Below are 25,967 nucleotides of genomic sequence, written 5' to 3'. Positions count from 1 at the left end.
GCCCGACTAATCTATATCAATATTAGCAGCAAGGCAAATGCCGGGCAAAATTTACTACTTACCAAATATCAACTCACCAAAATATTGGGACTGATGAAAATCGGGCTGATCGCCCTGCACCGGTGCCCAGGTTAAAAAATGAGGTTTGGGCAGATCATCGCCACACTTATAAAAATTCCCTTTGGCTGTTATGCCGGCAAACGACAGTATCGGGCTATGCAAAAAAAGTTGTTTAGGGATAATGGCGAATATTGTCCAGCTCAAGCTCAGGTTATCCTCTTTTTTATGCAGATCGAGTGATACGTTGATGGTTATTTTCTTTATCAGTTCATCCGGCACATCAACCCTGTCTGCCCGGCCAGTTCCATAACCTATTTTCGCGCTACCCAGGCAGTTCAATTCAATATTGTAGTATGCTTGTTCATCGTTAAACGCAATGAAACACTCTACGCAATTATCCTTATAAACATCATCATTAATTTCACGTACCGATGCTTTGAATTGATCCTCCTGCACATAGTATTTTAGCAGTAATTGATCCTCTGTATACGCTATTGAGAAACGGGCGTCGGTATCCGCATTGTAATCCGGCCAGGGATTATTGTCGATGGGTATGCGAGGCAGGGCATCCATCCATTTCGATAAGTCCGGAATATCACCTTGCAGATGATCAGGAATGCGCGGTATGTTTATGCTTTTCATTGGAGTGATCAAATATTTAGCAAGGCGGCACTTTGCACATCAAAAAAGAAAGTACAATCAGTATGTTGCCTTAAAATAGTTGAGGGGTAAGCCTCTACCATGGGTTGATTAAAGGTATTATAAACCGCGTTTGCCTTTAACGGCCCCGGTACAATGCAATATATATGCGGCGCTTTTATTAACGCCGGTATGGTGAGTGTGAGCGCATGGGTTGGCACGGTATCAATTGTATCAAAGCATCCATCGTTAACCTGTTGCTGTCGGCACGCCTCATCAAGCGCTACAACCTTTACAATTTGTTTATCCTGAAAATCAGCTACCGGCGGGTCATTGAATGCCAAATGCCCGTTTTCGCCGATACCCATGGCTACCATATCCACAGGCATGTCAGTTAACAGATCAGTATAGCGTTTGCACTCAGCATCTATATCGACAGCATTCCCGTTCAGGTAATGCACCGAGCGAAACTGAGCATGGCCAAATAACCTGTCGCGCAAAAAATTGCCGAAGCCCTGCGGTGCCGATGCATCAAGCCCCACATATTCATCCATATGAAAGGCATTTACCCGCTGCCAGTCGACACCAGAGGTCAGCAAGGCCGCCAAAAATTCATTTTGCGATGGCGCCGCCGCAAAAACAATGTTCACCTCAGCCTTAATAAGCAGCAACTCGTTTATCTTTTTAACAAAAGCTTCAGCGGCCATCTGCCCCATTAGCTGGCGGGTATCAGCTACTATAATTTTTTGTCCGCTTGTTGTTGGTGTCGCTATCATAAATTTTATGCTGATACCGGCACACCGGCATTGTTTACGTAAATTATCTTTCCGTTTATCATGGTGGTATCTATCGTGATATCCTCGTCGAATATGATGATGTTGGCCAATTTACCGGCTTCGAGGCTGCCCATGGTATCATCAACCTTCATAATGCGCGCCGGGGTTTCAGTGGCCATCTTTACGGCATCTATTAATGGCAATTCGGATAACTGCACCATGTTTCTTACCAATCTATCGGCCGTTGCCACACTCCCCGCGAACGAGCTGCGATCAGGCAGTTTAGCTACATCATCCTCAACAATAACCGGGAGTCCATCCTTCAGGCTACCCAGTATACTTTCGCCCGGAGGCATACCGGCCGCACGCATGGCATCGGTTATAAGGGCTATATTTTCGGTGCCTTTTATTTTGTGTACCAGTTTAAGCAAGGGGGCGGGTAAATGCCTGCCATCCGCTATGATCTCTACCGTCATGCCATCTATCAGGTAAGCGCTTTCAATCACTCCGGCATACCTGAAAGCATTTCGCCTTGTAACGCCCGACATACACGAGTAAAAATGCGTGGCATGTGTAAATCCCTTTTCGTATGCCTTTATCACATCCTCATAAATAGCATCGGTATGGGCAATGGCCGCCAATACGTTGTTGGCGGTCATATACTCGCCGAAGGCCAAAGCACCATTTACTTCGGGCGCGGCGCTCCAGCGCTTTATGTGTTTTGATGCTGATAATATCTCCTTGTACTCCGCCTCAACCGGTTCGCGTATGTAGCGGGGATCTTGCGCGCCGCGCTGGCTCATGGCAAAATACGGGCCTTCAATATGGATACCTATAAATTGCGCTCCACCGGTGTTTTGTTTATCGGCGAGCTCATAAAGTTCGAGCGTTTTAAGGAGATCAGCCTTTTCGCAACTCAGTGTTGTGGGCGTGAGCGCTGTAGTGCCGTACCTGGCATGGGTTTGAGCTATCCCCAGGAAAGCCTCCAGGGTGTTATCCATAAAATCATGCCCGCCGCCACCGTGTACGTGTATATCAATAAATCCCGGCGATATGTATTTGCCCCCGGCATCAATATCTGTAGCGCCGCTAAACTCTATATTTCTATCGGTTACCTCCAGTATTTTATCGCCCTCAACCAGCACACATCCATTATTGATGATACCCGCGGGGGTTATAACCTTACCATTAAAAATTTTATATCTATCCATATCAGCGGATGTTTTTACAGGGAGTTTGGATTGATTCGATGACATGCTCTTGCCCGGCAGCCAAGTTTTTAGCTTAAAGCCATACAGCGCGTAAAACGAGAGGTATATATAACAAGGCAGCAATACCCAGTATGCCAGCCTAACATCATACGCATCAGCAAAATAGCCGTAAATAAGCGGCAGTATGGCGTTGCCGCTCAGGCCCATTATTAATACCGATGCTCCGGTTTTTATAAATCGCCCCAAGCCATCCATAGCCAGCGGCCAGATGCCTGCCCATATCATGGAGTTGGCAAAGCCCAGCAGTACTACAAACCATATAGAAACATCGGTAACGTGGCCCAAAAATGTTATTTGCCCCTGCATGTAAACTATCAGCACGGTTAGTATCATACCCAAAACTGTACAGAACCTTAAAGCCGTTAACTGGCTGATAAATCGGGGGATCAATGTTATGCCTAACAAATAACCAACTATGGTAGCTGTTAGCGTGTATGATGGAAAACTTTTAGCCTCGATTATTGAAATACCCATAGAATGCGCGTAGCCGATAACCGTATCAACTGCCAACACCTGCGAGCCTACATGCAGAAATATAGCCACAGCGCCCAGTATCAAGTGCGGAAACTGAAATATATTGGTTTTGCCTGTGGTTAGCGCGGCTACTTCGTCGGTTTCCTTATCGGTATCAATTTCGGGTAATGGGGAATAGCGTACAAACAGGCCTAACAACAGCAATACAAAACCAACAACCGTGTAAGGCATTACTACCCTATGCAGCAGTTCGGTAAGTGTGGTGGTAAGCGCGGGTTCGGTCATAGTTTTTATTTGCTCGAACAGCTGCTTATCATCCGCCTTAAATATTACTGCGGCAAATAATAATGGAGCCACAATACCCGCGAACTTATTGCATATACCCATAATGCTGAACCTGCGGGCGGCGGTTTCTTTAGGCCCCAGTATAGTGATGTAGGGATTAGCGGCCGTTTGCAATATGGCCAAGCCCCCGCCAAGCGTAAACAAACCGGTAAGGAATAATGAGTAAGCGCGATTATAAGCCGCGGGCACAAAAATAAAAGCGCCTGCCGCCATTACCCAAAAGCCTACCATCATGCCTTGTTTAAAACCGACACGCTTTAACAGGTACGATGCCGGTACCGATAACAGCAAATAAGAAATATAAAACGCGAACGCTACCAAATAAGATTGCTGATGGTTCAGTTGGCAGGCTACCTTGAAGTACGGAATAAGTATAGCGTTGATCCAGGTGACGAAGCCGAAAATAAAGAACAGCATGGCAACCACAGCCATAGCCTTTACATTGTTTTGTTGCCCATCATTTGTTTGTGCCATACTCAATCCCGTTTGCGCGATAAGCGATCGTACAACAATCCTATTTTTTGGTTACGCAGCCTGTTCTGCTCCTGTAGCTCGGGTACGTAAAAAACATCTTTATTCAGGGCGATGAAGCGTTTGTCGATATCATTAGAGCGAAGATCTTTCAGCATGGCCAGCACCTGCGGCACTTTATCTTCCGTAAAATCAGGAGAGTTTACCATGATCTCGGCTTTGCTGTATTTAAGGTATTGCACCCGCATATCAGCCATCAGCACGTAATGAGCAAACTCCTGCTGATTAGCGCGGGGTTTTAATTTGGCGAATACCGCTTGCACCTGCGTGGCAGTATCTATTTCCTGATCAATAGTACGGTTTGCGGGCACCATTTTGCCCTGACTTACCTCGTTTACACGGGTGGTAAGCGCATTATAAAACTGTTGGGCATCGGCATCATTAAACCCGTATTTGGTTTTAGCATATTGCAGGATGAACTGCCGGGTATTGAACTTTTCGGGAGCTTTGAGGCTTTCAAAAAAGCCATCAATTAAAATATTAAAGCCGGTTATGGGGTAAACATATCGTACCGCCTGTAAAAAATAAATATCGCTGGCGGTTTCAAACGTAGGCGAATATAGGCCGGATGTTGACCACGAGGTCATGACCATCCCTTGATAACCCAGCTTTGCTGATTGAGGTATAAAATCGGTTATGTTTTGAAAATGCTTGGCCCAATCCACCAAAAACAAATGATCAGGCGAACTGCGGATAGACGGCGCGCCCCAAACCTCAAAGCCATAACTCATCATCTTTTCGTGATCGCCGAAGCGGTTGAGTGGCCAGCCATAATTCCAGTCGATCAATATGGTTTCTTTAGGTAAGGTTTTTAGCGCGTCGGGGTATTTCAGCGCGATATCATTCCATATTACGGGGCGTTTACCCAGACTTACCACTACATCGCACAGCATTTTTATATAGTCGCCATATAGGCGCCCCATGCCAACTTCGGCAACTTTCTTTTTTGATTCGGGGCCACGACCTAACAAATACGTTTCATCTCCACCAATATGAAAATACGGCGACCGATGTGTGGAGATCATATCCTTATACAGATCGGTAAACAACGCTTTGGCTTCCTGCTCCCTGATGGGGTTTACCTGCGAGTAATCCTTTTTATCCTCACGCAAATTCTCGTAGCGGTAGTTTTGCAAGATATACTCTACATGCCCAAAACTTTGTTGCAGGGGTATAACATCAATACCTAATGATGTACAGTAATCAATAAAGCCGGTAACCTCGGCACGGGTATAAGCATAGCGATTGGGTATGGCCTGGTGGTTTTTATAAGGATAAGTGCCCTCCCACTCCATGATCAGTGTATTGATGCCGCCACTCTTCAATTTTAACGCGAAAGCATTAAGCGCGGGCATTTTCATTACCTGCACCCGCAGATCGAGGTGAAAGCCTTTTATCCTGAACCCACTGTTAGCAGCTTGCTGTGTTTGGGCTGATGCAATGCTGAACATCAATAAAGGCGCTATCACTACGGCTATAAACCATCGGCAATATTTAGATAAAGTATCAATCATCATAGATCAGAATAAAGTGAATGGATCAACACAAATTCTCGGCACGAAAGGAGCGTTAAATAAAACGTTAACGTACACGAAAATAAAGATATATTTTTCCAATCCAAATATTTCATCAAAAAAATAAAGGATCACTGAAGTATACCTGTTTGATTCGGGTACCACTTTAGTGATCCTATATTAGCAGGATGATGGTGATTTACAACCGCTACTATTTAAGCATTAATTTACGTACGGTATGTGTTTTGGTATCGGTAAAATAAAGTGAGTTTTCGTTATCGCCAAGGGCAAGGCTAAATGCATTAACATCAGCGCCAAAGCCTACCCCATCGCGCCCATCGGGATTGGTGGCGTTTGGCCCTGCAAGTTTTATGAGCTTACCGTTCTCTATCTTTTGGATAAAGCCGCTTGCTGCCAGGTATATGGTACGGCTATCAGCATTCAATACAATACTGGTTATCTGCCCCAAAATCAGGCCTCTGTATATAGGAGCCACAACGCCGCCAGGTGTCCGCTTGTACAAACCACTACTGTAAGCAAAGTATATTACTTTATTACGCCCGACAAATAAGCCCGACAATGTTCGACCACGCTCTGTAGACGGATCAAATAAATAACTTACACTAAAGCCCTGACTAACGCCATCCTCCAGTTGATGCTGACCTATTGAGTAACCGCTTGTATACCAAAAAACATCTTTATAAGGGTCTTTAGCCAAATGTGCCTGAACAGTATAAGGATAGGAATCTTCCCTGATCACCTCCCTTGCGGCATTAAATATGTATGAGTGACTATAAGCATCGCCATCGGTATCAGCAATAACATGCAGATTCTTCCTGTTGTCCTCGCCTACATACAATGGTTCATCCACTAAAAACTTAACTCCTTCACGCTTCAAAATTTGGGTAGAAACAGTACCATCAGGCGATATCTTACGGATGGCATCATTATCCCTGTCGGCCACATATAACGATCCATCCTTTAAATACTGTAATCCCCAAGGCCTGCTAAAGCGTGCAATACTTCCCTTTCCATCCACAAAACCCGGGGAATTGGCCATACCGGCAATTGTTACCACTTTGTTGGTAGTACTACTGGCCGTTTCGGTAAGGTTGCCGGTAGATGTTAATGTTTCAGGATTAATTTGCTCGCCCTTTTTACAGTTTGACAGGCAAACAATCACCATCCCCAGGATGGCGGCATAGGTAAATTTGGTTTTCATAACCTGCTGATTTAAATTGGTGTAACTAAATCTAAGCAGTTATTATTTATTAATAAAGCACCATTAACCGATAGTTACCAAACTGAGCAAACCGTATTTAAAACGAGCATCAACTGATAAGGACGTAACCCGGATCATGGGTCCATCGGCTCGTCCATATCAATTTGGAGCGAGGTAATGATGGGGTAAAACTCTAAAGTTTTTTCGGTGAGGCGCTTGCCGAGTTTGTAAGGCACGTATCCTAACTCGTTGATGCAGCGCTTATCCATCTTTTCTATAAAATCATTCTGATATTTATCGGTAACTATCAGCCCCGGCTTATCCATAGGCATACCGTATCTAAAGGCCAAACGCACATCATTACGAATATTGGTAGTGGTATGGCGGGCATGTGGTTCGATGATCACCGCGTTTTCGGGCAGGTGCAATACATTGATCATGTATTTGCGCATCTCCACGGCCTCGTTAAAAGTAGTTTTAAAGGGATGCACCGCACCGCCTGATACTATTACGAACGGCGCCTTACCGGCAAAATATTCGCGGGCGGCAAACTTGCAGCGCAGCATACCGCCGCCGCTTAAGGGAGTGGTCGGGTTATCGGGCCCGGCGCCGGGTACCAATATATGGCTGTATGGGTACGATGCCCATTTAATTTGCTTTACACGCCCGGCAGCGGCACGGTTGGCGGTGGTGGCCATGGGCTCATAATCGCCCGCGTTGCGGCGTTCGTTTATTTCCAGATACAACAAAGCGGCTTTAAGCGCGGGTTCAAAAAACAATGAGCCGGGATTTAACTCATCAGCCACTTCGCTCGAGCTATCGTACATCAGTATATAATAACCCTTCTTCTTCACATCAAAGCTGATAGAATCACTTTGCGGATAATTAGGCTTTTTACCTTCGGCATATACCTCAATGGTATGATTTACCGCATCAGCATCCTGCTCCCAGGCCTTTACCAATAACTCCTCCGGAGTTTTTGCGGCAATATTCACATACGTGCCTGATGGCGCCAGATGATCTTTCACCAACTTATCAAGCGCATTACCGGGTTTGTACAGGGCAGAAAGGCGTGCACTTACCAAATCAATATCATCATCAGTAAGTTTGAGTTTGGCGGGCAAACATAGTCCATCCTTACAATCCGCTAATGAAGTTTTCAGTGCATCCATCCTTTTTTGAGCCAGGGCCTTAAGTTCGGCATCAGTGGCTAACAAGGCATTCGCGTTCTTGTCGAATTCTAAAAGAGTAAGCAGATAGTAATTCTTGGTCTTAACCCAATCGCCATCCGAAACCAGCTTATAATCCGCCCGTGGTGCGGGCACTTGTGCCTTGGTTAGTCCGAAACTAAAAATAAGGGCTATGGTCAGTATGAATGCGCTATATTTTGTCATGCCGTATAGTTTATTATTGCTAATATACTTTTTTTGTAAGATGTGATCAGCTCTCCTGTTTGAGCCTGACCACCTCATAAGCACGTTGCAACTGAGCCATGAACTGCTCAATGTTAACCGGTTTGGAGAGGTAATCGTCCATACCGGCCTCTATACATTTCTCCCTGTCATCGGCCATGGCATTGGCCGTCATGGCAATAATAACCGGTTGATGGGGAATGGATGCACGTATCACCCGGGTAGCTTCAAGACCATCCATATCGGGCATTTGCACGTCCATCAGTATCACATCAAAATCCCGTCGCTTTACTATGTCAAGCACTTCAACACCGGTTTCGGCCAGCTCAGCCTCGTAACCCAATTTGTTCAGTACACGGAGTATTAGCTTTTGGTTGATCAGGTTATCCTCAGCCACTAAAATATTAAGCGGATGTGTGGTAGCAAAATCAGTTTGTAATAATGGCTGCTTGGGAGCATGAACTACGTCAGGCCCTTGTTGCTGAAAGGCTAACTGTATTTCGCGATACAGCATTTGCTGCCTTACCGGCTTGGTCAGTATCGCCCTGAAAAGATCAGGAAAACGTTGCCGGGTTTCATCGCCTATGGAGCTTAGCAGTATAACAGGTAGCATTGGGTACCCTGAGCGTATTTGCCGGGTTAATTCCACACCATCCATCTCAGGCATTTGCATATCAGTAAGTACCAGATCAAAGCTCTTATTCTGTAAATATTGCAATGCCTCCGCTCCTGATGATACGGTGACAGGCACCAGCTGCCAGTTTTCAAGCTGAACTTGTAGTATGCGGCGGTTGGTTTCATTATCATCAACCACCAGTACTCTCTTACCCTCATTTCCGCTCATTTGACCGGCTTCGGGTAATAATATATTATCATTCCCCCTACCGACATTTACCGTGAACCGGAATGATGTACCTACATTAAGCTTGCTTGTAACACTAATATGGCTGCCCATAATATTGATCAATCGCTCGCTAATAGCCAAACCCAGGCCTGAACCTCCATATTTACGCGTGGTTGATGAATCAACCTGCGAGAACGATTGGAACAGCACCGGTATCTTTTCATCAGGAATACCTATGCCAGTATCCCGAACCTCAAAAATCACCGCAACATCATCAACTGTGCTTTGCTCCGCATCTTTGCCTATCTGCAAAAACACTTCGCCTTTTTGAGTGAATTTAATGGCGTTGCCAACCAGGTTTATCAGTACCTGCTTAAGGCGCATACTATCGGCGATCATTACCATAGGTAACTCAGCATCAATATGATACATTAGGTCGAGCTGCTTATCTGCCGCCTTACCGGCAAAAATATCCATCACCTCCTCTATGGCGGCACGCAGGTTAAACTCATGCAGATCAAGTTCCAGTCTGCCCGATTCTATCTTCGAAAAATCAAGGATATCATTGATAACATTCAGCAATGCCTCGCCGCTGTTTCTGATCACCTCTACATATTCAGTTTGTTCGTGGTTTAATGTAGTGCCCTGGAGTAATGAAGTCATGCCGAGAACGCCATTCATCGGGGTACGTATCTCATGACTCATGGTAGCCAAAAACACACTTTTTGCCTGGTTAGCACGCTCGGCTTCTTCACGGGCTTCATGCTCCATTTGGTTAAGCTCGTTCAGTTCAACTGCCTGTGCCTGTAATTCTTCTGACTGCGCATGCAGTTCTTCATTCAGATCCTGCAACTCAGCCGATTGCTTTTTAAGCTGATCGGCACGTTCATCAATATGTTTAATGTACTGACGGATGCTTTTTTTGAGCAGATCAAAATCGTTATACAGTTTTTCTATCTCGATACTACCCGGAATAAAGCGCTTGCTTTTTTCTATCGGTTCCTCAGCACGAAAATCTGAATCTATATAATCGGCCATACTGGCATTTAACGCGCTGATATCCCTTGTTAAATACTTTGCCAATACCCAGCTCAATACAATAACAACCAACAAACAGCATACACTGATGATGATCAGCATACGGTTAAATTTGAGATGCATAGTGGCTGTTTGAGCTTCGGCTATAGCTTTTATGTGCGTATACTGCTGCTCAAATTTATTGATCGACAGCAAGGTTGATGGAACAATACCTTTTTGGTTGTGAATACCGAGAGCCTCGGTTAATTGCACCAAACGGATAAAGCGGTTACAGTAAGCTTGCAAAGCGATCTGTTCCTTACTACCGGCTTTAGTATTCGATAGTGTTTTTTTGTACTGACTGTTATATACATCAGCAAACACCAGATCGCCACGCAGCATGTAATCCTTTTCGTGCCTGCGAAGTTGCAGAATATCTATTTTAGGCAGAGCTGTTGAATCTTCCAGAAAATGGGCGTAACGGCGCATCGCACCCTCTAAACCTTCATCTTGAAAACCACGTTCGTAAAAACGGCGTTTTAACTCGGCACCGTAATGCTGGGTTTGATCGCAATATTGCCCCACTTGTTTGATGGACTTACTGATGCGTAAACCATTCTCGGCAGCCGATAAATGAAGCTTATTGATTTGCCCCGCGATATCTTTTTGCAAGGCCAAAAACTGATCAATATTTTGTTGATGACCGGTGCGATAAAATTCGGGGTCGTGGTAGCCTGTTAGCAGGAATTGTTGTAATTGACTGTTACTTTCCAGATACTTAACCTGCAAGCTGCCCAATGATGACATGAACGCGTTTACGTGTTTTTGTCGCTGATTTACGAGCAAAGAAACCACGAGCCACAGCAAAATGACAGCGATAAACGAAAGAAAACTCAACAATAACCTGACCCGGAACGATCTTAAGATTTTACCTAACGCGCGCACAAACAATTTTACGCATATTTAGCTTGGCAGTTGTTAAGCCAATGTTAAGTTGTTAAGTTTCAAACTTAAGCGAGAGTTTATTTTATCATATTTGTTAAGCAACTTGCTCAAATAATAAACTATACAACTATTAATACTGTTATTACCATTATGCAACAATCAGCCAGTACCATAACTTCAATAAAAGCAGGCGAAGGCCAACAGTATAATGTAGCCGGAGGACAATACCGCATTTTAGTTAGCAGAGCAGATACCGACGGCAGCTATGCCGTTATTGAAATGAACGTACCTCCCGGTGGCGGGCCACTCCCCCATGCTCACCCCGAAATTGAGGAAACCTTTTATGTGGCCGAGGGCGAGATTGTTTTTAATACTGATAACGGACCGGTTAGTGTATCTGCCGGTAGCTTTGTACGCATACCGCTTAATGGCGGCGTGCATGCCTTCAAAAACACATCGGGCAAGCCTGCAAGGCTTCTATGCACCGTTATGCCCGCCGGATTAGATGAAATGTTTAAAGAAGTAAGCACCGCTACACCCGAGCAGATACCGGCCATTATTACCAAGTATAACCAGCAACTTTACCCGGCAGATTATTTTGATAGTAAAGCGGGTTAATTATCATTTGTATGAATAACGGGTTGAGTTTGAGCCGGGATTTTTAACCCTTTCGGGAGATCAGGAAGATACAAGATCAAAAAGCATGATCCTTTTTATCAGTCACTATGGCGTGGGCGAATGCCCTGCGTATTACGCCCATCAGTTCCTCCAGTTTCATGGGTTTTGATATATAATCGTCCATTCCGGCGGCAAGGCAGGCGCTCTTATCTTCGGGCATAGCATTAGCGGTCATGGCTGATATGTACGGTTGCCTTAAATCCGACTTACGGAGTATACGTGTGGTATCCAGGCCATCCAGTTCGGGCATTTGTATATCCATCAGTATCAGCTCAAATGAGTTTTGTTCAACCAGTGCTAACACCTCGTTACCGTTTGATGCTATCTGTATATCGTACCCCATTTTTTCCATGATACGTTTAATCAACTTTTGATTGATGAGGTTATCTTCAGCAACCAAAATACTCAGCGGGTAGCTTTCGCTAAATAATTCCTGTGATGATTGTGCCACCTCACTAACCTGCTGCGATTGCCCTTGTTTAGCTAAAGCGCTGTTAATAGCCTGGTAAAGCGTGCGCTGCTTAACCGGCTTTATCAGCTTCATATCGGTGCTTTCCGGTCCGCTTATGGTCTGATTATTACCAATAGTTAAAAGTTCAATAATTGGCGTACGCTTTGCAGTTTTTGATTTGTAGAGCAGTAGTTGATCTTTTTCAGCATCGTTACCAATATCAACCAATAACAGATCAACCGTTTCTTTATCCAAATATCGCAAAGCCTCATCCCATGTTTGGGCGCCAAAAACTTGCATATTCCAGCCATACAGCTGGTCTTTTAACACCTGTTGCTGAAGCTGGCTCGCGCTGATGATCAAAACCTTGTGCCCGGCGATGGCAGCAATATCAGGCTGTGCAGTATTCCGTTCAGGCGACCGTAAAACCTCAATCTCAAAACCAAAGGTGGCACCAGCCTCTGTATTGTTCTTTACCCATATATTACCGCCCATAAGCCCTACCAGGCGCTCGCTGATGGCCAGCCCCAAACCAGAACCACCGTAACGGCGGGTGATAGACGAATCGATCTGTGAAAAAGCCTTAAATAATAGTGGTATCTTTTCTTCAGGTATACCGATACCCGAATCCTGAACGGTTATACCGATCTTTACTGATTTACCCGGGGATGATCGGATCAAGTGAACATTTACAAAAATCTCTCCTTCGGCAGTAAACTTCAAGGCATTGTTTACCAGGTTTATCATCACCTGTTTTAATCTCAGGCTATCGCCTATCACAAAATCAGGCAGATCCGCGGCTATTTGATAAATGAGGCTGATGCCCTTACGGGCGGCTTCCTGTAAAAATATGTCCATCACCTGCTCTACGCACCTGCGTATATTAAATGATGCCATTTCAAGCTCCAGTTTGCCCGATTCTATCTTGGTAAAATCAAGAATATCATTAATAACATGCACCAGGCTATCACCGCAGGTAATAATGGTATCGGTATACTCCCGTTGCTCGGGAGTAAGTTCTGTTTGGTTAAGCAGTGCGGCCATGCCTACAACACCGTTCATCGGCGTGCGTATCTCATGGCTCATAGTAGCCAAAAACAAACCTTTGGCCTCGTTGGCTTTGTCGGCCTCTTTTCTTAAATTATATTCCTCCTGTCTTTGCTTGGCCAGCTCATCCGACTGCGCGTGTAGTTCTTCGTTGATAGACTGCAACTCCTCTGATTGTGCCAGCAATTCGCTATTCAGCAATTTTAAGGTTTGCGATTGCTGTGAAATGGTTTCGGTCCTTTTCTCTACCTGTTCTTTCAGCACTGTTTTTTGCTTCAATATTTCACGAACCCTCCAACGGTAGATCGAATAGACAGTTAGGCCCACGCCAACAACAAATAAAATTCTGAACCACCATGTTTCCCACCACGGGGGCAATACCTTGATGTTTAACTCAAGCATTTTTGATGACCACATACCATTATCCGACTGGCTTTTTACCATGAGCACATAGTCGCCGCCGGGCAGGTTGGTATAAACAGCCGAATTACGATGCCCCACAAAATTCCATTCCTTATCAAAACCAATCAGTTTATAAGCATAGCTTTTTTTAACGGGCGATAAATAATCCAACGAAGCGAATTGCAGCGACAGAACCGATTGCTCATAAGATAGCTCTATCTCCTTAGTTTCGGTCATGGTTTGTTTTAGTGGCGATGGCTTGCCGGGCATACTTACCTCAACCGATTTATTAAACAACAGCAGATCGGTAAAGGCCAGTTTAGGGTTGTACTTAGATTGCCCTACAGTTTGCGGAGAGAACACATTATAGCCGTTAACCCCGCCAAAATAAATATCGCCACTGGCATCTAACATGGCCGAGTGAGGTTTAAAAGCGCCCACCTGCAAGCCATCTTCATCAGTAAAGTTGGTAAACCGTTTGGTAGAAGCATCGTACCTGCTGATACCTGTATTGGTACTGATCCACAGGTTATGGTTGCGATCCTCCTGTACGGCAAACGTGTTATTGTTGGGCAGGCCGTCAGCAACGGTAAACGTTTTTGATTTTTCGCCATTGGCGTAGATCACGCTCAGGCCGGTCATGGTACATATCCAAACATTATCCTGATGATCCTGGTAAATATCAAGTATCGGGTTATTGTTAAAACTGTTTTTATCAACCTGCTTAATATGCTTAAAACTATTTTTTACCGGATCGAAAATGTCGATACCCGAAGCATTGGTGCCCACCCATAACAAGCCATTTTTATCCTGAAGTATGGAGTTTATCCTGTCATCGGCAATGGTATTCTTGTTTTGCACATCGTGCCTGTGATGTACAAATTTATCATCGCCAGGATCATAAGAATCAAGCCCTCCACCAAAGGTGCCTATCCATAATTTGCCATCAGTGCCGATGATCAGGTTATAGATATTGTTAGCACCAATACTACTGGCATCATTATCATCATGGCGATAATTCTTAACCTCATGAGTTTTCAGGTTGTACCTGATCAGCCCGTCATTCCAGGTAGCTATCCAAAGGTTTTTGTGATCATCCTCCTCAACTTTTAACACGAAGTTGCCAATCTCCTGCTGCTTGCCTGTGCCCAGCTTAAGCCTCACGAATTGCCCTGTTTGGCGGTTCAGTCGGTTCAGGCCTCCACCATCGGTGCCTATCCACAGGTTGCTGTCGGTATCTTCAAGAAAACACAATACAAAATCGTTAGACAGGCTGCCTTTTGCCGAACTGTGCCTGAACCATGCAAAATTCTCTTTACTTTTCTTCAGTAGATTCACACCGCCGCTAAAGGTGCTCACCCACATATTATCAGCCTGATCCTTTAAAATAACATCGATAGAGTTATTGGTTAAGCTACCATTGTCAACATCATCATGAAAGTACCTGATCAGCGTATTGCGCTCGTAATTAAAAATGCAAAGGCCGCCATTTTCAGTACCTACCCATAAATTACCATGATCATCCTCACCTATGCACTGTATACCATGGTTCCTGATCGCGTCGGTACCTATTTCCGGCTGGTTGAAATGCTGAAAATCGTTCTTCGCAGGTTCAAACAAATTTAAACCCCTGGTACCTGCTGATATCCAAAGCCTTTTGGCTGAATCCTCGTAAATAAAATTGACGTTATTGCCCGAAATGGAGTTAGACTGATCATCACGATAAGCAAATCTTTTAAAGGATCTGGTAGCTCTGTCGAATAAATTAAGGCCTTTGTTTTGAGTACCTACCCAAATGTTGTTCTTATGGTCAATGAATACCGTATTGAGATTATTTTCGCTGATGCTGGCCGGATTTTGATCATTCTTAAAATGCTCAAAGCTGTTTGATCTGGGGTCGAAATGATCGAGCCCGTTATCAGCGGTAGCTATCCAAAAGGTGCCATCTTTATCGGCAACAATGCGTTTTAAATTGTCGCTTGCTATACTGTTTTTGTTTTTTTCGTTGTGGCGATAACGGATAAACTGATTGGTTTTCCTGACAAAACGGTTCAGTCCGCCTAAAGTGGTAATCCAAAGGTCGCCGTCAGCGTCCTCTATTAAATTGGTGATGAAGTTGTTTGAAATACTGGCTTTATCGTTACCGTTGTTTCGAAAAACTTTGAATGAGTAACCATCGTAACGGTTAAGCCCATCCTGACTGCCCAGCCACATAAAGCCTTGCCTGTCCTGCAATATGCAGTTCACGGTAAGCTCTGACAGGCCATCCTTTAAACCAAGATGCTCAAAATGAAGCTGACGCTGCTGTGCCTGGCTATTGATCGAACAAATAAATAAACACAGTATAACGAAAAACTTCCACTTAACCATTACTCAATGTCACCAAAATATTACAGACAATTAATATAGAGATAATATCAGTTATACGAGTATTTTAATGTTAAAGTTTTTAAAATCGGGTTTAGTGGAGTGGTTTTCAGTCGGCTATATGTAACGCGGTTAATTCATCAGCAAACGATATTCCAACGGTGTTTGGTTGATTTTGCGGCGAAATAATTTGTTGAACGATTGCGGATAATCAAAACCCAGGCGGTAAGCAATTTCAGCCACTGTAAGGTCGCTGCCGGTTAATAAAGTTTTGGCTTTTTCAAGCAGATGATCCTGTATATGTTGCTGCGCACTCCGGCCGGATATGTTTCTCAACAGATCGCTCAGATATTTGGGAGATCTGTTAAGCTGCCCGGCGAGGTATGCAACCGTTGGTATACCACTTGATATCAGCAGTTCATCATCATTAAAATAAGCGTTCAACAAATTTTCAACCTCGGTTAAAAGTTGATGGTGCGCGGGCTTGCGGGTGTTGAATTGCCGCAGGTAAAAACGCTGGCTGTAATGCAGCAACAGCTCCAGGTGCGATATCATTACATCTTGCGTTAATCCGTCAATAGAGGTATTTAATTCCTGGAGAATATTATCGGCAATGCCATTCATCAGCGCCTCCTCTTTTTCTGACAGAAAGAGTGCTTCGTTAATGGCGTAAGAAAAGAAATTGTAACTCTCAATTTTCCGGGCCAGAGGATAACCTTTCAAAAAATCAGGGTGAAAGGCTACGCACCACCCTTCCAGCCGATGATTTTCGGGAACGGTAGCCACTAATTGACCGGGCGCGAAGAACGACATCAGGCCTTCATCATAGTCATAATAGCCTTGCCCATACTTTACCTTGCCGATAACTTTCTTTTTGAGTGAGATGCAATACACATTCAACATCAAGGCACGAAACCGCTTATCAGGATTATGCTTGATATCCTCCATCCTGAAAACATCGATCAGCGGATGCTCCGGGCTGGGCAACGACAATACACGGCGGTGCTCGGCAATGGTATCAATAGCATAAGGTGTGTATTTGCTCATTGTTGGTAATATAGTAAGTAAAATATGCAGGGCAAGCCACGCCTACCCCGCGTTAAGAAATTATCTGTCGATACCGGTCATTGAACTGGCATCATAACGATCGCCGGTGCTGGCGCCTAACGGCACAATGGCTTCTAAGCGGTTCAACTCATCAGTAGTTAATACAATATCGGCAGCCGCTATGTTTTGCTCAACATATTTAACCCGTTTAGTACCGGGGATAGGCACATGCCCCTTAGCCAACACCCAGGCAATGGCCAGCTGAGATGGGGTAACGTTTTTCTCGGCGGCGATAGCGTTAACCGCGTTCACCAGCTCCAGGTTCTTGTAAAACTGCTCACCCTGAAAGCGTGGGATGTTTCTGCGAAAATCATCAGCCGGGAAATCATCGGGGCTTTTCAGGTCGCCGGTCAAAAAACCACGCCCAAGCGGTGAGTAAGCGATCAGGCTGATGCCTAACTCGGCCAGCGTATCGGTTATTTTTGCTTCCTCTACATCCCGCTCAAATAATGAGTATTCGGTTTGCACGGCCGTAAGTGGATGCACTGCGTGCGCTTTGCGTATAGTTGCTGATGATACTTCGGACAGGCCGATGTATTTTACCTTACCTTCCTTCACCAAATCGGCCATCGCCTCAACGGTTTCTTCTATCGGGGTATTCGGGTCAAGGCGGTGCAGGTAATACAGGTCGATGTAATCTGTATTCAGATTTTTCAGTGAACGTTCGGCGGCTTTTTCAATATATGCCTTAGAGCCGTTATAGTTCCATGTCAGTTGCTCGTTATCATCAACCTCGTAACCAAACTTGGTGGCTATAATATATTGATCGCGCTTACCGTGAATAGCTTTGGCTATCAGTCTTTCATTCAGTCCGGGGCCATACATATCGGCGGTATCTAAAAAGTTGCCGCCCAGTTCGAGCGAGCGGTGCAGGGTGGCAATGGCTTCGGCTTCATCGGCCTTGCCGTAAATATCCCAACCATTCATGGAGGTCATGCCCATGCAGCCAAGCCCAACCTCGGGCACTATTAAACCCTGACTACCTAATTTTACTTTTTTCATGGTATATATCTCTTTTTATTGATGAAACAAATCTCAGGGTTTCGCTATTGGTTAATGTGTCCGCAAGGCTGAATGTTGTATCCATATGCGAAAATGTTAGAAACAGTACTTTGGACACAACTATGTCCGATTTGGAAACATTGATACCTATCTCTATCCCGACCTTTGCTTTATAAAAACGATATAACATCATGCAAAAAGCAATTTTTATAACAGGCGCCTCATCCGGTTTGGGTAAGGCCACCGCCAAATTATTTCAGCAAAAAGGCTGGAAGGTAATAGCCACCATGCGTAACCCTGATAAGGAAACGGACCTGGCCGGGCTTGAAAATGTAACCCTGCTACAGTTAGATGTTACCGATACCAACAGTATTGAAGCCGCCGTTACTGTCGCTATTGGCTCGGATGATGTTGATGTGGTTTTTAATAACGCAGGTTACGGATTAATGGGCTCATTAGAAGCCTTAACCGATAAGCAAATATTAAAGGAGATAAACACCAACCTGTTAGGTGTGATCAGGATAACAAAGGCTTTTATTCCGCATTTTAGGGAGAGGAAGCAGGGTTTGTTTATAAGCACTACATCAATGGGTGGCTTTTTGGGCTTTCCGCTGCATTCTATCTACCACGCTACCAAATTTGGGGTTGAGGGTTGGTCAGAGAGCATGTCGTTCGAGTTAGGATTGCATAACATCGGCATCAAAACCATTGCTCCCGGTGGTATTTCTACCGATTTCACCGGGCGTTCGCTTGATCGTAGTTCGCACCGGGCATATACAGAACTGGAGGATAAACTTTTCGCCAATATTGACAGGATGATGGAAGCGGCTGCAACTCCCGAACAAATAGCCGAAATAGTTTACGAGGCAGCCACAGATAATAAAGACCAGGTGCGATACGTTGCCGGCAACGATGCCAATGCTATGTATGCAAGGTGGCTGGAGATTGGTAAGGAAGATTTTCGTAGAGAGATCAGGCAACAATTTCTGGGTCGATAAAATAAGCAGGCAGGCAACTAAAACCCGTCTGCCTGTTTGTTACATTTGTATAACAAGCATGATAACCATCAATTCCATCACCGAGTTTCATCGCCTGCGGAGCCTGCCCGATCCGGTTCATCCCTTGATCAGTTTGTTTCGGGTGGAGGATCTGCGCTTTAGTAATGATGCAGCATGGAAGCAGTATTCGCTGAACTTTTATTGCGTGTCCTTAAAAAGAGGCATCACCAGCAAGGTAAAATACGGGCAGCAATATTATGATTTTGATAAAGGCCTGATGACCTTTGTTGCCGCCGGGCAGGTACAAACTTTAGAGATACCCGAAGGTGGTTTGCCCGAAGGTAGCGTAGGCGTAGGTCAGGCGCTATTATTTCACCGCGATCTGTTGCATGGGCACCCATTGGCGGCAGCTATTAAAAACTATGGCTTTTTCTCTTACTCGTTATACGAAGCGCTCCATCTGTCAGAACATGAAGAACAAAACGTAGCCGATGTATTCGACAAGATAAACCGTGAGATACAGCACATTGACAGACATACGCAGGAGATCGTACTATCGCATATCGACCTGCTGCTTAATTACAGCAAACGTTTTTATGAGCGGCAATTCATTACCCGCAAAGCTGTTAACCATGATCTGCTGACTAAAATGGATAATTTGCTGACCAATTACTTATCAGATGCAGCGGCTTTAAAGAACGGGCCGCCAACGGTAGAGTATCTTGCTGATCAGCTTAACCTATCATCGCACTACCTGAGCGATATGCTACGTACATTAACCGGTCAGAGCGCGCAGCAGCATATACATGATAAAATGGTTGACAAAGCCAAAGAATACCTGAGCACAACTCAACTCACGGTTGCAGAGATTGCCTACCAATTAGGATTTGATTATCCGCAATCGTTCAACAAACTATTCAAAAAGAAAACGGATCTATCGCCGCTGGAGTTCAGGCGTTCGCTTAATTGAGTTAATCCAGGCTAATTTCAAATAGTTAGTACGTTCTTCCCTGCTTTGAGTGTATGCTCCTTACCTTTCCAAATAAGCTTACCGGCAGTTTTACCGGGAAGATTGATATTGATATTCCATTTCCCTTTTTTTAGTACGTATGCCACATCGATCATTCCGTTCGGATGCGGCATTGAACCGCTGATATTGGTTATCTGACCCAAATTTGGTGTTATGATGATATTTTGAAAACCCGGTGTTTCACTATCTATACCCAATATGGTACGATAAATCTCAATATTGGGGCTTGCTCCCCAGGCATGGCAGTCAGATCGGCTAACCTGCGCATCGGGTTCTTCCGCCCAGGTGGTTAAGCCCAGTTTCATATCATCCTTCCAAACACCCAGCCATGACAGGTAATCATTACCCATACCTGCCTTGGTAAGCGCCAGGTGCATATAGTATTTAAAGTAGATAGAGCATTGCGCCAGCGTACTGTCTGATAATATCCGCTGGCCTATCCCCTGCCAATTTTCTTTAGGTGCAGCGCCTGTAAGTATAGCCAAACTATTAGCATGTTGCGAGTAGCTGTTCTTCTCCGCAGTTTCCGCGAAAAGCTGTTTATTATCGTCCCAATATTTTTTACGGATGGTTTGTAAAAGCTGCTCCGCTTTTTTGTGGTAATGATCAGCAAAGCCGGCCATCCCAAGTTTTTCTTCCATAGCCGCCGCCCATTGGTAGGCGTACAGTAATTGCATATCCATCACTGCCGAACTACCGTCAGCCCCTTTTGGTGCATTGCCCCAATCCCAGCTGTGGCCTTCAACCCAATCTGCAAACGTCCAAAAAGGTACATCCTTCAGCGAACCATCCGCTTGCTGATATTGCTCAAAAAATCCTAATATGGCGCGTTCGCCGGGGAGTTTGCCTTTAACAAATGCTTCATCATTACGATACATCCAGTAATCGTGCAGCATGCCAATGTACCATAGCGAAAACCCGGGTATTACCTGGTTACAATTACTTGGCCAGCGGCTTTGCGTTACGCCCTCGGGCAAACGAGAGCCGTCTATCTGGTTAATGGAATTGCGCGCCAGGCTATCATTACCCGCGTTGTAGTACGATACCAGGGCTTGTATGCGGGTATCACCAATGTATTGCAGCTGTTCATAATAAGGGCAATCAAAATAAGTTTCAATAGCGCAGAGCCTTGCCGTGCGCCAGCCTATGTCCATTATCTTTTTTAATTCTGTATCGGCGGTATTCAGTTTAGCCTTTAGCCTGAACGGATAACCTGTAAATGTGCCGTAAAAATCATTAATGGTAAGCGGCGCATCGCCCGTTCTGATGGTTAATTGTATATAACGATAGGTACGCCAATATAGCGTGGTATATTTTTGCCCTGCATTGCCGTTGGATATCAGGCTATCGCTACGCCCAATAAACTCTTTGCCCTCCACCTCATTCCTGTTACCTTTCTTTCTTCTGCCTTCTGTTTGTTTTTCATACAACGTTTCCGCGTAGCGGATGGCGATACCCGCGCCTTTACCGCCGCTAAACTCGAGGTTGGTGTAGGCGTTGGTCAATGTATCCTGATCCAACAGTAATTTTACAACAGTATTAGCCGGGATAACCAGCGGCACCTTAGCTTTCGGGAAACCGGCGGGCACTTTGATGCCGATAGCTTTCCGCAGGGTTGATATGCGCTGATCGGTCAGCTCCATTTGCGCTATGGGCGATTGCGTAAGCATCCAGCCAAAGCCATCACCCTGTCCTTTTGGTTTCGCTTCAAACAGTTCATCCGGAGTACCCCATTGGCTATCATCAAAGTCAACCGACTGCCAACCGGTGATCAGTTTGTTCATATCCACTATCTCGCCTTTGCTTGCAGCAATAGGGAACCAACCCGGGTGTGGTTGATAGGCTTGCTCCTGTATAACTTTCCAGCTTTTATTGGTGTTGATAACATCCTCATCCTTCCCCTCGCCCTGCAACATAAAGGCCGTACGAAAACTGATCTGAGCCACTGGACGAAACTCCGCCTCATTAAAAACCAGTGCCGCGATAATATTTTTGCCCGGTTTAAGGTAAGGAGCCAGATCGACGGTTTCATAATTCCACGAATACATATCGCCCCGAGCCGGCCCTATCGAAACCAACTTTTCATTTACGTACAGCTTGTACCGGTTATCGGCAGATACATTTACTTTGAAGGTAGCCGGTCTTGATGCCAGCGAAATGTTTTTGCGGAAGTAGTAAATACCATATTCCGTACCCGGACTGCCTTTCTTAGCTATCCAGTTGGCCGACCATTTATGTGCCTGATCAGACGGGGATTGAGCATACGCAACTGAACAAAATAAAGCAGATATTAATAAAAGCAGCCTGGATAGATGATTGATCATTTTCATGGAAAAGGTTGATTAACAAATGGTATACATTGGTCGCCCTAAAATAACTTATTATTTCCGCGAAGCGTCCCCCACTGTCTTGTCAACCATTAGCCGCTTAATTTTCAATAGGGCTTACTGAGTTATCCTGCTCTTTTCCTTTTTTAACATCCAACTTGCTAAAGCGCCAAGTCATCACTATACCGAATGATTGGTATGGTATCCGGCGTAAATTATAGCTGGTATAAGGCAGGCCGTTACCTGTAGCTGCCTGGGTAATGGTGGTTACCTGATCTACATATTTAGCGAACGGATTGGTTGTAGTAAAGCCAATGCTGGCCTTTTTATTCATAAACTGTTTGCGCAACGCGAAGTTGTACGAGATGAATTTAGGCGTACGCCCCTGAATATTACGCATGGACGAATTGTAGTTACCAAACACTTCGGCAACCAAAGTGCCCGATATATCATAGGTTAAATTAAGATTGGTGCGTAATGACATGGCGCTCACCGTGGGGCCTCCGTATACCGAATTAACAATGTATTTATTAATGAGCGAAGTATTGGTGCGCAAATTAAACTTATCGCCAATTGGTAGCGAACCCGAAAGGGTTATCCCGGTATTTTGCTCTGACCCGATGTTTTGCGGACTATTTACCGCCACGTTATGGTACACCGTATCGCCTACCTGATATTCACTGTAAAAATTGGTATACGATTTCACATCGTCGCTGTTATGCCTTGAAAACAACGCCACATACAGGTTGCCGCCATTGTTGAACGACCGGTTATAGCCCAACTCAAAAACATTCCCTATCTCGGGCTTTAGCAAGGGGTTACCGGTAGTAATATTGTAGGGATCGCTCAGATTAAGGAAAGGGTTGATCTCACGATAATCCGCCCGTTCTATTCTCTTGGTGTAACTTAGTTTTATTGATGATGCATCATTTAGTTTATGCGATATTACTGCCGTAGGCACCCAGGTATTGTATGATGGAATGGCCGTACCCGGAAAATCTATCCCGGTATTGGTATGCTCAAACCTGCCTCCGGCTTTAATATCAAAGAAATTGAATGCCGAGAAACCCAACGACAGATACCCTGCATAAACTTTTCGGTTATAGGCCATGATGTACGATTGATTTGGATCGTAAGCGTAATTACCGGTGCCGGGGTTATAGGTGATCACGTTGGCCGTGCTGTTAATATCCTGTAATATGGTTTTAGCCCCTGTTTCCAGCAACACAGTTTTGAAAGCGGATGCGTGTAGTCTATCGAAATATTAGTTTCCCTATCCCGGCCCGGGTTATTGCTTGATGACGCGGCAAACGGATCAGTCTGGCCATTATAAACCTGCTGCTGATCATACGCCGAATTATTACGACCCGCACTCGCGGTATAAAGTACATCCAGCTCCTGGCCATCCCGTTTAAACTTATGTTTGTAGGCCATGCTCCAATCGTAACTATTGGCGCTGAACTTACTGAGTGATGTACGGTTACTCAGCACATCTGCCATGCCTGTTGTTAGTTGCTGCTGCATGGTGATACCCTCGTTTCTGTTACTAAAATGATCAATACCGAACGAGCCTGTAAAATTATCGTTCCTGGTAGGCGACCAATCCAGATTAATACCCGATTCATAACCCGCCCGCCTAAAATTACTCGAACCATCCTGTATCAAACGGGTGGTATTGCCGGATGCATCCGTCGAGGTACGATCATTCAGATTCAGAGTACGTGTATTGATCTGCGCGTTTCCGCTAAAAAAGGCGGATACACCGAAATTACCATTACGGATATTCAAGTTAGCCGAACCATTCTCTCTCCTTGTACCGGCAGATAAATTCACGTTACCATTAATGCCAAGTATCTTATTATCCTTTAGTATAATATTGATAATACCTCCAAGTCCTTCCGCATCGTACTTAGCGCCGGGACTGGTGATCACCTCTATACTTTTAATCTGGCTTGCCGGTAACGATGCCAGCACATCGGGCAGGCTGCTGCCAAAAACGGTTGAGGGTTTGCCATTGATCAGGAAGCGTACGCTTGAATTTCCCTGTAACTCTACGTTACCATCAATATCAACACTTACCTGCGGCACTTTCTTCAAAATATCAATAGCCACTCCGCCCTGCGAGGTCAGATCGTTAGCGGCATTGTATACCATCTTATCTATCTTGTTTTCAACCATAGGCGGCTTGGCGGTAACCGTTACTTCGGTTAGCTGCTTATTTGCGGCAGTAAGGTTGATGATGCCTAAATCTACTTTGTTTTGTGTAATAGTTACATCAGCAGAGGTATAGGTTTGGTAACCCATAAAGTTGACAACGATATAATATTGGCCGTCCTGCAATTGGTCGATATTAAAAATACGGCTGCCATCTGTTACCGCACCACCAGTTGGCTTGGGGTTTCCCTTCGCAAACACACTTACCGTAGCATAGTCAACCGCTGTCTTATTAGCGGCATCTACTACCTTGCCTGTAATTCTCCCTTTATTTTGCGCCATCGCGAGGCTTGCTGATAGTATCATCAGCACCATTGTTATCCATTTCATTTGCAACAAAACTCCCTGCCGATTTTGGATTAAATCTGGAGAGTACTATTTGCAACACCGTTGTTACAACTCATGTATTTAAAAGCTGGCCACATAGGTCAATCCAAAAGTGCCGTTACTAAAGGAGGGCATTACAAGCGATGATGAGGTTTTCTCCTCGCGTTCAATGGGCACGTCTGTGTTGATGGTTCGTTCAGGCTTTACAAACAACTTGCGGATATGCGGGTACAGCAGGTATGCGCCTTTAGTAGCCAATATACCGAACCCGGCACCGGCAATAACATCACTAAACCAATGATCGCGATGATAGATGCGAAATGCTCCCGTGGTTGTGGCAAAGGCATACCCCACTACAGTGTAATAAGGCGATCGGTCACCAAACTCCTGCGCCATAAACTCCGCCGTCAGGAAAGCATTAGCCGTATGGCCCGACGGAAAAGAATAACGATCAGCCCCGTTAGGCCGAAGGCGATGCGTGGAGTGTTTTAAACCCATAACCGTCAGGTTCATCATTCCTTCTGATAGCAGCAGAATCATTGTACGATCAATAAAAGTATTTTTACCGTGCACACCCGCCAGGTTGAGGCCGTAAACCATTACTACGGGCGCAACCTGAAAATAATCTTCAATAGTAGCACGCGTCGAAAAATTGTGCTCATCCGCTTCGCGGTAGATGTATTGATCAAATCGACGCAGCGGTTTGGCATAAAATGATGCCAAACCATAAGTCACCATAGCAGCCGGCGGAATCAGCGCGCCCAGCTTACTATGCAAGTGTTGCACCGTATCAGGTGCTGTTAATAGATCCTTTTTCAGGGTATCGATATAATCTGCCTTTCCCGTATCCCGCATAACGGTTTGGGCTGATAAATTAACAGAGATCAGCAGTGATCCCAATAAAATAGCGATTCTCATACGCGGTATTAAAACCACTATCTTACCTAATCAAACTGTAGAAATTCTG

Annotated in this window: 17 protein-coding genes and 1 pseudogene; 3 read left to right on the top strand and 15 right to left on the bottom strand. The window is 44.9% G+C overall.

All coding sequences use genetic code 11. From position 1 onward, the window contains the following. Positions 1 to 54: 54 nt before the first annotated feature. From IM792_RS01435 to IM792_RS01400, 8 genes and pseudogenes are all read right to left on the bottom strand, one after another. Positions 55 to 702, bottom strand: coding sequence for a carbohydrate-binding family 9-like protein (locus IM792_RS01435; RefSeq protein WP_194099896.1), 648 nt, complete (start codon positions 700 to 702; stop codon positions 55 to 57). Between the two features lie 8 nt (positions 703 to 710). Beyond that, positions 711 to 1,475, bottom strand: coding sequence for a glucosamine-6-phosphate deaminase (locus IM792_RS01430; RefSeq protein ID WP_194099895.1), 765 nt, complete (start codon positions 1,473 to 1,475; stop codon positions 711 to 713). Between the two features lie 5 nt (positions 1,476 to 1,480). Next, positions 1,481 to 2,686, bottom strand: a complete 1,206-nt coding sequence (gene nagA, locus IM792_RS01425; protein ID WP_194100768.1) for an N-acetylglucosamine-6-phosphate deacetylase — start codon at positions 2,684 to 2,686, stop codon at positions 1,481 to 1,483. A gap of 60 nt (positions 2,687 to 2,746) precedes the next feature. After that, positions 2,747 to 4,039, bottom strand: a pseudogene (locus tag IM792_RS01420) (sugar MFS transporter); the annotation flags it as partial. A gap of 2 nt (positions 4,040 to 4,041) precedes the next feature. Beyond that, complete coding sequence (locus tag IM792_RS01415; protein WP_228084879.1) at positions 4,042 to 5,613, bottom strand: beta-N-acetylhexosaminidase; 1,572 nt, start codon at positions 5,611 to 5,613, stop codon at positions 4,042 to 4,044. Between the two features lie 208 nt (positions 5,614 to 5,821). Next, on the bottom strand, positions 5,822 to 6,832 hold the full coding sequence (locus tag IM792_RS01410; RefSeq protein WP_194099894.1) for a hypothetical protein: 1,011 nt from the start codon (positions 6,830 to 6,832) through the stop codon (positions 5,822 to 5,824). A 134-nt stretch (positions 6,833 to 6,966) separates the two neighbouring features. After that, entirely contained in the window at positions 6,967 to 8,226 is a 1,260-nt protein-coding gene (locus tag IM792_RS01405) for a YdcF family protein (RefSeq protein WP_194099893.1), read from the bottom strand. A gap of 46 nt (positions 8,227 to 8,272) precedes the next feature. Next, positions 8,273 to 10,912, bottom strand: coding sequence for a response regulator (locus IM792_RS01400; RefSeq protein ID WP_194099892.1), 2,640 nt, complete (start codon positions 10,910 to 10,912; stop codon positions 8,273 to 8,275). A 288-nt stretch (positions 10,913 to 11,200) separates the two neighbouring features. Between IM792_RS01400 and IM792_RS01395 the strand changes: the two genes are divergently transcribed. Next, a complete protein-coding gene (locus IM792_RS01395; RefSeq protein WP_194099891.1) occupies positions 11,201 to 11,668 on the top strand; it encodes a cupin domain-containing protein in 468 nt (155 codons plus the stop codon). A gap of 76 nt (positions 11,669 to 11,744) precedes the next feature. Here IM792_RS01395 and IM792_RS01390 read toward each other — a convergent pair whose 3' ends face one another. The 3 genes from IM792_RS01390 to IM792_RS01380 form a co-directional block, all read right to left on the bottom strand. Continuing rightward, entirely contained in the window at positions 11,745 to 15,998 is a 4,254-nt protein-coding gene (locus IM792_RS01390) for a two-component regulator propeller domain-containing protein (protein ID WP_194099890.1), read from the bottom strand. Positions 15,999 to 16,127: 129 nt separating this feature from the next. Then, on the bottom strand, positions 16,128 to 17,042 hold the full coding sequence (locus IM792_RS01385) for a helix-turn-helix domain-containing protein (protein ID WP_194099889.1): 915 nt from the start codon (positions 17,040 to 17,042) through the stop codon (positions 16,128 to 16,130). Positions 17,043 to 17,102: 60 nt separating this feature from the next. Continuing rightward, the gene (locus IM792_RS01380) at positions 17,103 to 18,104 is read right to left on the bottom strand and encodes an aldo/keto reductase (RefSeq protein ID WP_194099888.1); all 1,002 of its coding nucleotides are present in this window, start codon (positions 18,102 to 18,104) and stop codon (positions 17,103 to 17,105) included. A gap of 191 nt (positions 18,105 to 18,295) precedes the next feature. Between IM792_RS01380 and IM792_RS01375 the strand changes: the two genes are divergently transcribed. Together IM792_RS01375 and IM792_RS01370 are read left to right on the top strand one after the other, a co-directional pair. Next, positions 18,296 to 19,102: an SDR family oxidoreductase gene (locus tag IM792_RS01375; protein WP_194099887.1), complete on the top strand. Its 807-nt coding sequence runs from the start codon at positions 18,296 to 18,298 to the stop codon at positions 19,100 to 19,102. Between the two features lie 58 nt (positions 19,103 to 19,160). Further along, positions 19,161 to 20,072: an AraC family transcriptional regulator gene (locus IM792_RS01370; protein ID WP_194099886.1), complete on the top strand. Its 912-nt coding sequence runs from the start codon at positions 19,161 to 19,163 to the stop codon at positions 20,070 to 20,072. Positions 20,073 to 20,089: 17 nt separating this feature from the next. Here IM792_RS01370 and IM792_RS01365 read toward each other — a convergent pair whose 3' ends face one another. The 4 genes from IM792_RS01365 to IM792_RS01350 all read right to left on the bottom strand — a co-directional run bounded on the left by IM792_RS01365 (position 20,090) and on the right by IM792_RS01350 (position 25,855). Further along, complete coding sequence (locus IM792_RS01365) at positions 20,090 to 22,456, bottom strand: alpha-L-rhamnosidase C-terminal domain-containing protein (protein ID WP_228084878.1); 2,367 nt, start codon at positions 22,454 to 22,456, stop codon at positions 20,090 to 20,092. Between the two features lie 103 nt (positions 22,457 to 22,559). Next, positions 22,560 to 23,687 (bottom strand): outer membrane beta-barrel family protein, encoded by a 1,128-nt coding sequence (locus IM792_RS01360; RefSeq protein WP_194099884.1) that lies wholly within the window; start codon positions 23,685 to 23,687, stop codon positions 22,560 to 22,562. Further along, positions 23,627 to 25,003, bottom strand: a complete 1,377-nt coding sequence (locus IM792_RS01355) for a TonB-dependent receptor (protein WP_194099883.1) — start codon at positions 25,001 to 25,003, stop codon at positions 23,627 to 23,629. The genes IM792_RS01360 and IM792_RS01355 overlap by 61 nt, the downstream gene beginning before the upstream one ends. A 78-nt stretch (positions 25,004 to 25,081) precedes the next feature. Beyond that, entirely contained in the window at positions 25,082 to 25,855 is a 774-nt protein-coding gene (locus IM792_RS01350; RefSeq protein ID WP_194099882.1) for a phosphatase PAP2 family protein, read from the bottom strand. Positions 25,856 to 25,967: the final 112 nt, after the last annotated feature.

The sequence above is a fragment of the Mucilaginibacter sp. JRF genome (genome assembly GCF_015223065.1).
Classification (GTDB): domain Bacteria; phylum Bacteroidota; class Bacteroidia; order Sphingobacteriales; family Sphingobacteriaceae; genus Mucilaginibacter.
Note: the sequence above shows the minus strand (reverse complement) of the source record. Positions and strands in the feature narration are given on the sequence as shown.